The organism is Microbacterium sp. (assembly GCF_049661145.1).
Lineage (GTDB): Bacteria > Actinomycetota > Actinomycetes > Actinomycetales > Microbacteriaceae > Microbacterium.
The window spans coordinates 1-13644 of sequence record NZ_JBASZT010000021.1 but is presented as its reverse complement, the minus strand read 5'-3'; the positions used below and the strand labels follow the sequence as shown (position 1 = coordinate 13644).

At 68.9% G+C, this 13644-nt stretch carries 10 protein-coding genes; 5 read left to right on the top strand and 5 right to left on the bottom strand.

The window, feature by feature from the left end; translation table 11 throughout:
• The 5 genes from WBP48_RS01110 to WBP48_RS01090 form a co-directional block, all read right to left on the bottom strand.
• On the bottom strand, positions 1–694 hold a 694-nt coding region (locus tag WBP48_RS01110), incomplete at its 3' end, for an NAD-dependent epimerase/dehydratase family protein (protein ID WP_424434811.1).
• Positions 695–817: 123 nt separating this feature from the next.
• Entirely contained in the window at positions 818–1957 is a 1140-nt protein-coding gene (locus WBP48_RS01105; RefSeq protein ID WP_424434808.1) for a glycosyltransferase family protein, read from the bottom strand.
• Complete coding sequence (locus WBP48_RS01100) at positions 1954–3624, bottom strand: GMC oxidoreductase (RefSeq protein WP_424434805.1); 1671 nt, start codon at positions 3622–3624, stop codon at positions 1954–1956. Before WBP48_RS01100 ends, WBP48_RS01105 begins: the two co-directional genes overlap by 4 nt.
• 192 nt (positions 3625–3816) lie before the next feature.
• Positions 3817–4158: a hypothetical protein gene (locus WBP48_RS01095; RefSeq protein ID WP_424434802.1), complete on the bottom strand. Its 342-nt coding sequence runs from the start codon at positions 4156–4158 to the stop codon at positions 3817–3819.
• Positions 4159–4392: 234 nt separating this feature from the next.
• Entirely contained in the window at positions 4393–6159 is a 1767-nt protein-coding gene (locus tag WBP48_RS01090; protein ID WP_424434799.1) for a proline--tRNA ligase, read from the bottom strand.
• A 557-nt stretch (positions 6160–6716) separates the two neighbouring features.
• On the opposite strand from WBP48_RS01090, the gene WBP48_RS01085 reads away from it, so the two are divergent.
• Genes WBP48_RS01085 through WBP48_RS01065 form a run of 5 tightly spaced genes read left to right on the top strand, consistent with a single transcriptional unit; the run spans position 6717 to position 13558 of the window.
• Positions 6717–7523 (top strand): glycosyltransferase family 2 protein, encoded by an 807-nt coding sequence (locus tag WBP48_RS01085; protein ID WP_424434796.1) that lies wholly within the window; start codon positions 6717–6719, stop codon positions 7521–7523.
• Positions 7524–7528: 5 nt separating this feature from the next.
• Entirely contained in the window at positions 7529–8674 is a 1146-nt protein-coding gene (locus WBP48_RS01080; protein WP_424434793.1) for a glycosyltransferase family 2 protein, read from the top strand.
• A gap of 26 nt (positions 8675–8700) precedes the next feature.
• Positions 8701–10041 (top strand): lipopolysaccharide biosynthesis protein, encoded by a 1341-nt coding sequence (locus WBP48_RS01075; RefSeq protein ID WP_424434790.1) that lies wholly within the window; start codon positions 8701–8703, stop codon positions 10039–10041.
• The gene (locus tag WBP48_RS01070; RefSeq protein ID WP_424434787.1) at positions 10038–11714 is read left to right on the top strand and encodes a glycosyltransferase family 2 protein; all 1677 of its coding nucleotides are present in this window, start codon (positions 10038–10040) and stop codon (positions 11712–11714) included. The genes WBP48_RS01075 and WBP48_RS01070 overlap by 4 nt, the downstream gene beginning before the upstream one ends.
• A complete protein-coding gene (locus WBP48_RS01065) occupies positions 11711–13558 on the top strand; it encodes a hypothetical protein (RefSeq protein ID WP_424434784.1) in 1848 nt (615 codons plus the stop codon). The genes WBP48_RS01070 and WBP48_RS01065 overlap by 4 nt, the downstream gene beginning before the upstream one ends.
• The last annotated feature ends 86 nt before the right edge of the window (positions 13559–13644 follow it).

Below are 13644 nucleotides of genomic sequence, written 5' to 3'. Positions count from 1 at the left end.
CGCCACGCACCGTCGCGGGCCGGTTCGTCGGCACGAGCCACGGACGCCCCCACGCCCGTTCGTCCGCACCGAGCACCGCGAGGGTCGCCGCGATGTCGCCCACCGCCGTCCAGGAATGCGGCTGATCCGGATCGGCGAAAACCCACGCAGGCTTGCCGCGCAGCGTCGATGCCGCGTACCTCGTCAGCAGGCCGTTCGCCGACGTCGCTTCGGGTCCCAGATAGTCGGACGCGCGGGCCTCGGTCACCCGCACCCTGCCGGCGTCATGTGCGGCCAGGGCATCGGCCCACATCCGCGCCCGTAGCGCACCCTTGTGGTCGGTCGGTCGTAGCGGCAGATCAGCCGTCATGTCGCCGTCGACCGGGCCGTAGCCGTAGAGGTTGCTGAAAGTGACGAGGACGGCGCCGGAACTCTCGGCCGCGTGCAGGATCGACGCGGCCAAGGGCGGCCACACCTTCTCCCACTGCGGGTACGCGCCCGGGTTGGCGCAGTTGTACACGCGATCGTGACCGGCCGCCACCGCCGCGAGCGCCGCCGGGTCGGATGCGTCGAGTGCGCGGAGCGCGATCGACGGATGCCGAGGCCCCGACCCCGACCGCGTGACAACCGTCACGGGGTCGCCGCGCTCGGCGAGCTGGAGCGCGAGGGCGCTACCGATGGGACCGGCTCCGATGATCAGATGCGAGGCGCTCATGCCGGCATCATCGCAGGTCCAGGTGACCAGACCGCCCGGCCGACCCCCGTTCAGAGGTGCCGACACGCGGGTGCGACGCCACAGCATCCACGATTCGACGCCTCCAAACGGGCGCTCAGCGACTCACGATCGAGGCGTTTCGGATACGACGAACTCAGCGGCCCGCTGCTGCAGGCGGCGGACGCGGTCGTGGTACGCGGGCAGCGCGTCGATGCCGACGACGTCGAGCACCTCCTTCCATCGGTAGGCCCAGTCGAAGCCACGGAGACCCGCAACGGTGCCGGAACGGCTCGCGCGGGCGAGCCGCTCAGGCTCCTGGGCAAGCTCTCGAACGAGGTCCACGACGCGTGCGTTGGGCGTCGGCACCTGGATGAGCGCGTCGGGCCAATCGAAGTACCGCTCGAAGTCGGGCGTCTGCGGCGCGGATCCGAGGATCACCGTTCCGGCCGTGGCGGCCTCGAACAGGCGATTGGAGAGTGTCTCCTCTCCCCCGGTGCGCTGCACACGACTCTCCGCGTCATTGTTGCGGTGGATGATCGTATGCCGACTGCGATGCAGGCTCTGTGCGAGAGCGAGACGGTGCTGCCAATGATCCTGCACGTCGAACGGGCCGTGGACCGTGTCGTAGAAGTAGTGCAGGTCGCCGCGTGCCGTCGCCCCGACGAGAGCGTCGTGGGTCGCGAGAATCCGTCGGCCGTAGCTCATCACGTCGATGAACCGGGTCGGCGCATCGCGCGGAGGTGCGAACATCAACGCATCGACGCCCGTGGGCAGGAACGACGTGGGCACACCGGTGATGTCCTCGATGTGAGGGATGACGTCGCGCGTGAAGACGAAGATGTGATCGAAACCCTGCAGTTGCCGGATGTGGTCGGCCTGCTTCGGGAGATCCGGCATGTACATCTCGACGATGAACGCCACCTTCGTGCGGGCACGGTCGAGGACGTCCCGCAAGTACGGCAGCGCCGTCACCTCGTGCGGTGCCGCGAACATTCCGAAGAAGATCTCCGCGTCGAACGCTCCCTTCAGCGGGCGCAACGGCGCCTTGCGAGGGAGCGACGCCGCACGCCGCATGCGGTTGACACCGCCGTGCACGATCCTGCCGACCGGCGACAGACGCCGCACATCCGGGATGACCATGCCGACCGAGTCGATCTCGGCGATGAGGTCCTCGAACTCGTACTGCGACGCGTGCCAGACCCGCCGTTCCGCCGCGCGACGCGAGTACAGGGCGACACGCGGGCTCTCCACCGGCGCGCTCATGACGCCGCCATCGACGCGGGACGGGCCGCTCGGGCGACGGAATCGGCGGCACGAAGCGCCAACGCGATGCCGGTGAGCGTCACGTTGCCCCATCCCCCGCTCGGCAGGACGCTCGTCGATGCGACGTACAGATTCGGCGTGTCATAGACGGCGCCCTCTCCGTCGACCACGCCGAGACGCGGTGACGCGTTCATCCGCGTCGTCCCCATGAAGTGGTTCGAAGAATGGGAGTGCACGACCGGTCGTCCGTCTCTTCGCGCGGGCGTGTACGTGCCCCAACCGACACGCGGCAACGCCCGCGCGAACACGTCCTGGGCCCGGGCGATCGCCTCGGCATCCTGATCATGCCACTTCACACGGATGTCGACCTTGGGCAGGCCGAAGGCATCGGGCGTCTCCGAAAGGGTGATCCGGTTGTCGGGGTGTGGCGCCTGCTCCGCCTGATGCATGACCTCGAAGTGGGTGTAGTCACGCATGCGACGCGTACTCCATCCCCCGCGGCCCAGGTTCGCTTGGGGCCGGGTGAGCGAGGATGCGACCTTGCGGAGCGCGCCGTCGAACCCCATGGCCAACGCGGCCATGTCGCGCCCGTGGGGAAACCGGTGACGGACGAGGCGCTCACGTACGCGAAGCGCCCCCCGGATGCCGCGGGCCTGGCGTGGACTGAGATTCATGGGCGCGGCATCCTCTCGGGGGAACGCCACGAAACTGAGCGTCAGGAGGTTCTCACGACGAATCGCCTCCGGCGTGAGCTGCAGGTGGGCCAGCACGCTCGTGGAGCCCACGCGCCGCATGTCGTACAGCGTGCGGTGGGCGAAGTCGGAGCGCGAGACCGGGTCCACACGTCCGCCCCGCAGCAGCAGGTGGTCCATGAAGTAGCGCCCGACGAGATCGTGTTCGTTGCCGAGGCCGTGCGGCCGCGCAGCCCGCGAGGCGAGCAGCAACTGTGTCGTCGAGACGGCGCCGGCGGCAAGCACCACGAATCGCGCGCGCACGACGAACTCGCGCCCGGGAGCGGATGCCGCCCGCACACCCGTCGCGACGCTGCCGTCGTGATTGGTGAGCACCTCCAGCGCTGTGGCGTTGATCAGGGTGCGCGCACTGCCGCTGCGGGAGAGGTGTTGCAACGACCTCTGCAGGAAACGCTGCGCGTTGGCGAACAAGAACACCCCGGTGCGGAGATCGACGTCGTCGACCACCTGATCAGCGACGCCATCCGCCCAGCGCACCGCATGGTAGGCGGCGGCATCGTCGGGGAGACCGAGGAAGCGCTGCGCCCGCGCGTAGTACGGAACGAGAGTGTCGTAGTCGTACGGCCACGCACTGCCGGGGTCACCGGGCTTCTCGTCGAGGTCTGTCGCTTCGAGCGGGATGATCCGAACACCTCGAGAAGTCTCAGGCGTGCGCACGCACCACGCGTTCGCGTTTCCGCCCAGTTGGCGCGTGTTGCCGAACGAGCGAACGCCGCCGAAGTCGAAGTGCGCGGCTTCGCCTTCGCGGTCGAGTGCAGGGTCGGCCTCGGTACCGCCGGACTCGAGCACGATGACGTCGAGGCCTGCGGCTTCGAGTTCGCGGACGACGCTGATGCCGATGGGGCCGCCGCCGACGACGCAGACGTCGGCGGCGAGTTCTGATTCGGGAGTGAATTGACGGGAGTCGATGATCAAGAGAGTCCTCCTGAGGTCGGTGAAGTGTCACCGACGAGCAGTTGCTGTGCAAACCGTGACTGGAAAATGCCGGAATTCCGGCGTCGATGCGTTCCGCAGGGGTGACGCATCGGGTCCATCCGGCGCCGGCGCGCCGCCTTTCCGGCGGGAACGACCGGGCACCAGGGAGATGCGCGGGTAACCGGTTCGGTCTCAGGGACCGCCGGTAGAACGGCTGCCGAGCAGTATGCTCGCTGCCGCGCACGCGAGGTGATGGTCGCCGCGTCGCGAAACACCGCTGACACCGCCTGGCCGCGGCAGCCGGACCGCGAGCACCCACGAAAGAGCGAGCGCGAGCGGCAGTACGAGCACGAGCATGAGTTGCGAGAGCACGTGCTCGAACGGGAGAGCCAAGAACGGGTCCGTCGATACCAGTGCCCATGACGGCAACGAGCCGTCGAAGACCATGAGCAACTGGAGCAGAATGATGGCTGCCGCGAAGATCGCACGAGGCACCGGCGACAACGCCGGCAGCATCAGGGCGTTGTCCGCCAACGCTTGCCGCGTACCCCGGTCGGCCAGACTTCTCGCATGTGTCGCGTGACGCATGGCCCTACTCCCCACTGCATCGGGGGGTTCCCCATCTCCCCGAGCATCAACGTCGCCACTCACAACGTTGACGGAAGAATACACGGCTCAGACGACTTACGAGTCGTTTCACCGGATCCCTGTCGCAGCGATCGATGGAAAACGACGGCATCACGCGTCCCGGCAAGGATGCGAAACCGGTCAGCGCGAAGTGAGACGCTCCACGGCGGTCGTGGTCGGAACGACGTCACGGTCCCCCGTGCGGCGGTCCCACAGCTCCACTTCGCCAGCGGCGGCGCCGCGGCCCACGATGACGATGCGCGGCACTCCGACGAGCTCGGCGTCGCCGAACTTCACGCCCGGCGACACCTTCGGTCGGTCGTCGTAGAGGACTTCCAACCCCGCCTGTTCCAGCGAGGCCGACAGGGCCTCGGCGACTTCGAACACGACGGGCTCACGCCCCGTCGCGACGACCTGCACATCGAACGGCGCGACCGACGCGGGCCAGATGAGGCCCTTCTCGTCGTTGTTCAGTTCGGCGATGATCGCGAGGATGCGGGTCACGCCGATTCCGTACGAGCCCATCGTCACCGTCACGAGCTTGCCGTTCTCGTCGAGCACCCTGAGTCCGAGCGTCTCCGCGAAGAAGCGCCCGAGCTGGAAGACGTGGCCGATCTCCATGCCGCGCGCGAGTTCGACCGGTCCCGATCCGTCAGGCGCGGGGTCGCCCTCGCGCACCGTCGCGACCTCGACGAACCCGTCCGAGCCGAAGTCACGACCCGCGACGAGCGAATGCACGTGCTTCTGGTCGATGTTCGCGCCGGTGATCCACGACGTGCCGTCCACGACGCGCGGATCGAGGATGTACCGGATGCCGCTGGCCGACTCCTCCCCCAGGATCGCCCCCTCCGGCGACCACGGCCCGATGTACCCCTTGACGAGCAGCGGATAGCGCTCGAAGTCGTCCGGTGTCGCGGGCTCGACGGCCGCCGGCGCGAACGCGACCTCGACGCGCTTGTCGTCGACATCGCGGTCGCCCGGGATGCCGACGATGACGAGCTCGCGCGTGCCGTCGAGGTGGGTGAGGGCGAGGACGACGTTCTTGAGCGTGTCTGCGGCGGTGTACGCGCCCATCGACGTGTCGAGCACGGCGTTGGAGTGCGCGACGAGCGTGTCGATCGTGGGCGTGTCGGGCGAGTCGAAGATGACGGGTTCGGGCAGTGAATCGAACGGGATCGGCTCCGGCGCGACCGTGGTGAACGCTTCGACGTTCGCAGCGTAGCCGTTGGCCGAGCGGACGAACGTGTCCTCCCCGACGGGCGTGGGGTGCAGGAACTCCTCGCTGCGCGCGCCGCCCATGAGCCCGTTGTCGGCGGCGACGATCACGTACTCCAGGCCGAGGCGCTGGAAGATGCGCTCGTACGCGTCGCGCTGCGCCATGTACGAGGCATCCTGCCCCTCGTCGGTGTAGTCGAACGAGTAGGCGTCCTTCATCGTGAACTCGCGGCCCCGCAGAAGTCCGGCGCGCGGGCGTGCCTCGTCCCGGTACTTGTCCTGGATCTGGTAGATCGTCAGCGGCAGGTCCTTGTACGACGAGTACAGGTCCTTCACGAGGAGAGTGAACATCTCCTCGTGGGTCGGGGCGAGCAGGTAGTCGGCTCCCCGGCGGTCCTGCAGGCGGAAGATGCCGTCGCCGTAAGACGTCCACCGACCCGACTCCTCGTAGGGCTCGCGCGGCAGCAGCGCCGGAAAGTGCACCTCGAACGCGCCCGCGTTCGCCATCTCTTCGCGGATGACGGCTTCGATTCTCGCCTTGACTCGCAGCCCCAGCGGCAGCCACGTGAAGATCCCGGGCGCGGCACGGCGGATGTAGCCGGCGCGTACGAGGAGCTTGTGGCTGGTGACCTCGGCATCCGCGGGATCTTCGCGGAGCGTACGGAGGAAGAAGTTCGACAGACGGGTGACCACGAGTACCCAGCCTACTGCCGCCCGGCCCGCCCGACGGGTGCGAGCCGATCAGGCCTGGGAGTACACCGGCACCGCGACAGGACGGAACTGCGAACACTGCCGAATGTCGCAGATCGCGCACTCGGTGCCACGGCGGTAGTGTTCATGCGCCTCGCGGGCGTGTCCGCACTCGCACTGATCAGTTTCGGCTCGGGGGCGCCTGATCACCGATCCCATGGTCCCATCCTCCTCGCGCGCGACACCGCGCCTCGGTACGCCAAGACTACCGGACCCCCGCTCTGGCGACCAGCGGCGGGGGCCATGTGAATTTACGACACCGGCGACCGCGCGACACGCGGATGTAACACCTCGGGACGACCCTCGAAGGTAGGCAATACGCAACACCAGTAACACCAGCACCACAGAATCAGTTACACCAGCACCACAGGGATCGCCTTTCGCAGCAGTAACAGGGCACCCCCGCAGGACCGCAACGCCGCACAGGCGATCGGCCTGTGCGGGTCAACTGAATACGCCGTGTGTCCCGTCCGTCACCCCCAACGGAAAGGCCGTCTCCGATGCAATACACTCCGCTGGTCTCGATCGTCGTTCCCGCCCGCAACGAGGCGAAGAACCTCGAGATCGTTCTGCCCCAACTCCCCGATGTCCACGAGATCATCGTCGTCGACGGCCATTCCGTCGACGACACCGTCGAGGTCGCACGCCGCGTGCGCCCCGACGTGGAGGTGATCACACAGACCCGTCGCGGCAAGGGCAATGCCCTGGTGTGCGGCTTCGAACACGCCACCGGCGACATCATCGTCATGTTCGACGCGGACGGGTCGGCGGATGCCGCTGAGATCCCGCGCTTCGTCGACGCGCTCATCGCCGGCGCCGACGTGAGCAAGGGAAGCCGCTACATGGCCGGCGGCTCCAGTGAGGACCTCACGTTCCACAGGTCGCTCGGGAACCGGGGACTGAACCTGCTCACCAACCTGTTGATGGGCACTCGCTACTCCGACCTCTGCTACGGCTACAACGCGTTCTGGCGTCGTGTCCTGCCATCGCTGGGCCTGCCGCCCGCCCACCTGCCGGATGCCGACCTGCGCGCCGAGATGCTGTGGGGAGACGGGTTCGAGATCGAGACCCTGCTGACGTGCCGGTTCTCGGAGCAGAAGCTGCGCGTCGTCGAGGTGCCGAGCGTCGAGCTCCCCCGTATCCACGGCGAGAGCAACCTCAACGCCGTCAGCGACGGTCTGCGGGTCCTCCGGACGGTGCTCGACGAGCGCCGCAGCCGCTGGGGTCGCAGGATCGCGGCGAGCAGAAGCGCCGCTGTCTCGCGCACCTCCCCGTTGGTCGACGAGCCCAGCGGCGCGATCGGCTGACACCCATGCGCGTCATCCTTTCAGGGGCGCTGCCGCGCCCCGAGGAGAAAACCCCTGCCTCACGCGAGCGGAACCCTCGCGTCAACCCTTCAGGGGCGCTGCCGCGCCCCGAGGAGAAAACCCCTGCCTCACGCGAGCGGAACCCTCGCGTCAACCTTTCAGGGGCGCTGCCGCGCCCTGAGGAGAGAACCCCTGCCTCACGCGAGCGGAACCCTCGCGTCAGCGTCGTCATCTGCGCCTACACGCTCGACCGCTGGGATCAGCTCGTCCTCGCCGTCGGCTCCCTCGGGCACCAGCGCCCTGACCACGAGACGATCATCGTCATCGATCACAACGACGAACTGTTCGCGCGCGCATCCGCCACGTGGCCGCAACACCGGGTCGTCGCCAACACCGGCGCGCGCGGGCTGTCATCGGGCCGGAACACTGCTCTGGCGATCGCGACGGGCGACATCGTCGCCTTCCTCGACGACGACGCCTGGGCGGAGCCCGGATGGCTCGAGCGGCTCGTCGCCGGCTTCACCGGACCCGAGGTCGTCGCCGTCGGTGGTAGCGCTGCACCGATCTGGCCGGACGACCCACCCGCCGCGCTGCCCGAGGAACTGCTGTGGATCGTCGGCTGCAGCTATCGCGGGCTTCCGGAGCAGGCAGGACCGATCCGCAACGTCATGGGATGTTCGATGGCGTTCCGGCGCGACCCGCTGATGCGGATCGGCGGGTTCAACCCCGACACCGGTCGCATCGGAAAGCTCCCGATCGGCTGCGAGGAGACCGAGGCCTGCATCCGGCTGCGTCAGACGGATCCGGCCGCCGTCGCTCGCTACGAACCCGCCGCGCGCGTACGACATCACGTGAGTGCCGACCGCACCGTTATCGGCTACGTCCTCTCGCGCAGCTGGTGCGAAGGCCTGTCGAAGGCAGCCCTCGCCAGGACCCTCGGGCCGCAGTCGGCGCTGTCGAGCGAGTCCGCCTACGCGACGCGAGTCCTCCCCGCGGGCTTCTGGCGGGAGCTGCGAAGCGGATCGCCCACGGGAGCGTTCGCGATCGTGCTCTCGCTCGCGGCCGCGACCGCCGGCTATGCGCGAGGGCGACTTGCCCCGGTGCGTCCGGGCGCCCGTCGTGACCCCGTTGTCGCGCCCGTGCTGACATGACGGCTGCTGACGTGAAGACTGCTGACGTGACCGCGGTGCGAAGCATCGCGGCGGATGCCGACGCGATCGCCGACGAGCACCGACTGCGCCGACGGATCACCCGCGATTCGCTGTGGATGTTCAGCGGGTACGCCGTCACGGCCGGCTCCGGGTTCCTGTTCTGGATCGTGGCGGCGATGGTGGTTCCGCAGCATGAGCTCGGCGTCGACGCGTCGATCCTGTCCGCGATGGCCGCGGCGGCCGCGCTGGCTGCGAGCGGCACGGGAAGTGCCATGGTGGTCATGGTTCCGGCCAGCGGCGCGTCCGGACGGACGATTCTGCAGCGCGGTCACATCGTGACCGCCATCGCGGCTGCCGTCCTGGGCACGCTCGCGGGAGCGTTCGTCTCACTGCTGCTGCCGCAGTCCCTCCCCCCGGTGGTCGTGATCCCGCTCGTCGCCGCCGGCACGGTCGTATGGGCGCTGTTCACCCTGCAGGCCACCGCCCTGCCCGCCGTCGGCGAGGCACGCGCGACGCTGTTCGTGGCCGGTGGCGCGAACATCCTCAAGCTCGCAGCCATGGCGGCTCTCGCCCTGACCGCCGTGGGAGCCTTCGCCCATCCCGTCCTCGTCACGACGCTGGCCCCGGCCGCCCTCGCCGTCGGCGTGAGCATGTTCGTCATCGTCCCGCGCGCGCAGCGTCGCGAAGCCGAAACGGTGCAGGCCCAGCGAGAGTGGGGTCCCGAGCTTTCGCGGACGTTCCGGCGCTTCACCGTCCACAACACGGTCGCCGTCGGTCTCGTGCTGAGCATCGGACTGTCGCTGTCGTTCCTCGTGGCGGTGCTGTCGTCGCCCAGCCAGGGCGCGATCTTCGCGATCGCCTACCAGTTCGGCACCGCGCTGGATCTCATCGGCGTCGGCGTCGCCGTATCGCTCGCCCGCAGCGCGGCGGCGGATTTCGCGACCTCCTCGCGCCTCGCACGGGGCTTCACGGTTCGGCTGGTCGTGACGGTGGCGGCGATGGGGATCGCCGTCACCGCGATCACTCCCGTCATGTTCCTGCTGCTCGGCCCGGAGTACGACCCGCTCTACGGCGTCGCCGTCGTCGGCGCGCTCGCCGCGGCATCCGTCGTCCGCCCGGGCTACGACGTGTGGTCGGCACTCGTACGCGCGCAGCACCGCGTGCGCCCCGTGCTCTTCGGCAACGCCGTCTACGCCGCGATCGTGATCGCCCTCGTCATCCTCACCGTGCCGACTCTCGGCGCCCTGGGGGCCGCGCTCGCGGTCTTCGGTGGCGCATGCGCTCTTGCGGTCATCGGCGTGGCAGGGCTACGCCGCGTGAGCACCACCACTCCACAAACCCTCCGCCTGGAAGGGGCGACAGCATGACGACTCTCACTCTGAACCCCGCCATGCCGCTCCATGGCGACGTCACCCGCGTGGATGCGACGTGGGTGGGCCTCGTCGAGGCGTCCGACCTGGCGTCATCCCCCGATCGAGTGACGCTCGAGACCGGCGCGCTGTACGACCGCGCGCGGCTGCTGGTGCGCGACCACGGCGCCGTCCGGGGATACGTCACTCTCCCGGTCGAGGCCGGGACGGTCGATCCCGACCGTCTGCAACGTGCGGTGGACGAGTTGCCGCCCAGCCTGCACGCGGCCCGCCCCGCGCCACGGCTGATCTCGGTCGTCGTGTGCACCCGCGACCGCGCCACTCTCCTCCGCGAGTCCCTCACGGCGCTCGCGGCGCTCGACTACCCGCTCGTCGAGGTCATCGTCGTCGACAACGCTCCCACCTCCACCGAAACGCGCGACCTGCTCGCCGACGAGTTCGGGGACTTCCGCTACGTCAGGGAGGACGCCCCCGGTCTGTCGCACGCCCGCAACGCGGGCCTGCGGGCCGCGTCGGCGGGAATCGTCGCCTTCACCGACGACGACGTGATCGTCGACCCGCAGTGGCTGTGGGCGATCTCGACCGGATTCGCCCGCAGCGATGACATCGGCTGTGTCAGCGGGGTGGTCCCCACCGGGGAGCTCCGCAATGACGTGCAGGCGTACTTCGACGCGCGGGTGAGCTGGTCCAAGCTCACCGCCCAGCGCGTCTTCCGCCTGAGCGATCCACCGGAAGACCTGCCGATGTTCCCGTTCTGCGTCGGCGAGTTCGGCACCGGCGCCAACTTCGCCGTCCGCAGAGACCGGATGCTGGCACTCGGCGGCTTCGACACGGCGCTGGGAGCCGGCACCCGGACGAAAGGCGGCGAGGACCTCGACATGTTCCTGCGGGTCCTCTACAGCGGCGAGGCTATCGCCGTCGAGCCCGCCGCCCTCGTCTGGCATCGCCACCGCGACGACCTGGAGGCGCTCCGGGCGCAGGCGATCGGCTACGGCCGCGGATTCGGGGCATGGGCTGCCGTCGTCGCCCTCGACCCGAGGATGCTCGGCACGGCCCTGCGGCGCTCGCCCCGCGCCATCGGTCGACTCGTGAACAAACCGATGTCGACCGTGGACGACACCTCCGGCACCAGCCGCACGCTGTCGGCGGAAGCCCGACAGGTCGGGCGACTCGAACTGAAGAGCATTCTGGGCGGACCGGCGAGCTACTTCGCGGAACGCCGCGTGCAACGCGATGCCGGAACTCTGGCCGGGCCCCCCGAGCGGGGGCGCGCACTCGAGCGGCGCTGCTGGGCGTCGCTCGCCGCTGCCGGTGGCCTCTTCGGACTGCTCGCTCTCCTCCCGCTCGGGACCGGGGTGTCCTTCCTCTTCCTGTCGGTCTTCGTGCTCGTCGGTCCCGGCGCGCTCGTGCGTGCGTGGGTGCCTCTGCCTGCGCACCTCTCCCCCGTCGTCGTCCCCGCTCTTGGCCTGTCCACCGTCCTGCTCCTCACGACGGGTCTCGTGTTCGCCCAGTGGTGGAATCCCCCGCTCACACTGGCGGTGATGGCGATCGTCACGTGCGTCGTCGCCGCCGTCTCGTTCCGAGTCGGCTTTTCAGGGGCGCTGCCGCGCCGTGGGGCGAGGAGAACTGCGTCGGGGAGACGTGACTCACGAGTGAGGAGCCTCGCATGACGACGACCGCCGCACCACCGCAGGTCCGGGCAGGCTCCACCGCGCCCGCGGCCCCGTCGGCCCGATCGAGTCGCTCACGCGAATCGCGCAGATGGCTGCTTCCCCTCGGCATCCTCATCGTCGCCATCGTGACGTGGGCCTTCGCGCTGCCGACCCTTCGGAGCGCGCAGTGGAACCTGTTCGGCCTCATCGCGGCATCCGGACCCCTGTTCCCCGTCTCCGTCGCGCTGGCGAGCGTGTCGTTCTGCGTCGCGATCGCGCGCAGATCCACCCCCGTCGCCACGACCGCGCTCGTGGCGACCGTGCTCATGATGCGCCTGCCGACGGCGCTCGCCACCGACGCTCCGCTGTACTCGTGGACGTACAAGCACTTCGGGCCCATCGACTACATCCAACGGTTCGGCAGCGTCGACGTGACCGCCGATATCTACCACAACTGGCCGGGGGCTTTCGCGCTGTTCGCGTGGGTCAACACCATCACGGGCTCCGAGACGATCGTCATCGCGCAGTGGTTCACGGTCGCGTCGCAGCTCGCCTTCACTGCCGCGGTGTACTTCCTCGCGCGCAGCTACGGATTCGGCGCCTCGACCGCCCTGGTCGCCGCCTTCGGTGCCCATATCGCGAACTGGGTGGGTCAGGACTACCTGTCGCCGCAGGCGATCGGGTTCGCCCTCGGGATCGTCGTGCTCGCGCTCGTGCTCGCCTCGAAGCGCAGTGTCGCGGCATCCTGGGTCGCGGTTCCCGTCTTCGCCGCTATCGTTGTGACGCATCAGCTCACGCCGTACTGGCTGCTGGCCGCCGTCCTCCTGCTGACACTGCTCGGTCGGGTGCGACCGCGCTACCTGATCATCATCTTCGCGGTGATCGCGATCGGCTACATGCTGATGCACATGAGCGTGCTGACTCAGTTCGGGCGGCTCCTCAACTTCAACCTCTTCGGCAACGTGATGACCACCACGGCCCGCAACGATCTGCTGGGCAGTCCGAGCATCGGGCAAGTGGTCAACTCCTGGGTGGCGCGCTCGATCACGGCGGTGGTGTGGGGATCAGCGGTGACCGTCACCCTCGTGCGACTGTTCCGGCGACGGCAGCCGTGGCGCGACACCGCCGTCCCGGCCGTCGTGGCGTTCTCGCCGATCCTCATCCTGCTGGCCCAGGGCTATGGCGGCGAAGCGCTGTTCCGCGTCTTCCTCTACTCCATTCCGGGCTGCATGCTCATCGTGGCTCCCGGCTTGACCCGCATGATGCGCGGGCCCGTCACCGAGGGCGTGACGACGAGCCTGAACAGGGCCGCCGCCGCCGGGGCGCGCGCCACGCAAGTGCTGGCCACCGCGGTCGTCACCCTCGTCGCCCTCGCGTCGATCCAGACCTCGTACGGCGGCTGGTTCGCGAACCTCGTCACGCCGGAATCGGTGAGGCTCACCACCCAGGTCCTCACCGAAGAGGACCCGTCGACGCTGACGATCGGCGTCGCGCCGGGCGCCCCCGGCCGACTCGTCGCCGAATACGTCAACTTCCTCAAGGCGGACGAGCTGTTCGACTCCGGCATCGACATGTGGCTCACCTCCTGGCCCGGATGGGAGAACGAGGAGTTCGCCAATCCTCGGCGCGTGAACCGCCTCACCGACAGTCTCGTGGCCGAGGGACGACCCGCAATCGTCGTGATCACCGAGCAGATGCGCGCCTACAGCACGTACTACGGCACCCTCCCCGACGGCGCGCTGGATCGTTTCGAGGGCATCCTCGAAGACGACTCGCGGTGGGAGCTCACCTACCAGTCGGACCAGACCATCGTCTACCGCCTCAACCTCCAATCGGGGGCCGACGATGGAGCGGAGGGCTGACCCCGTGGCAGCCTCGACCGGCGTGATCTCCCTGACCGGCGTGGCCGACGCGCCTCCCGCGGCGGCGGACGGCCACACCACGGGGC

Coding starts and splice junctions, on each gene's coding strand:
- WBP48_RS01105 (WP_424434808.1), bottom strand. CDS start 1,957: ATGAGCGCGCCGGTGGAGAGCCCGCGTGTCGCCCTGTACTCGCGTCGC.
- WBP48_RS01085 (WP_424434796.1), top strand. CDS start 6,717: ATGCAATACACTCCGCTGGTCTCGATCGTCGTTCCCGCCCGCAACGAG.
- WBP48_RS01080 (WP_424434793.1), top strand. CDS start 7,529: ATGCGCGTCATCCTTTCAGGGGCGCTGCCGCGCCCCGAGGAGAAAACC.
- WBP48_RS01070 (WP_424434787.1), top strand. CDS start 10,038: ATGACGACTCTCACTCTGAACCCCGCCATGCCGCTCCATGGCGACGTC.
- WBP48_RS01065 (WP_424434784.1), top strand. CDS start 11,711: ATGACGACGACCGCCGCACCACCGCAGGTCCGGGCAGGCTCCACCGCG.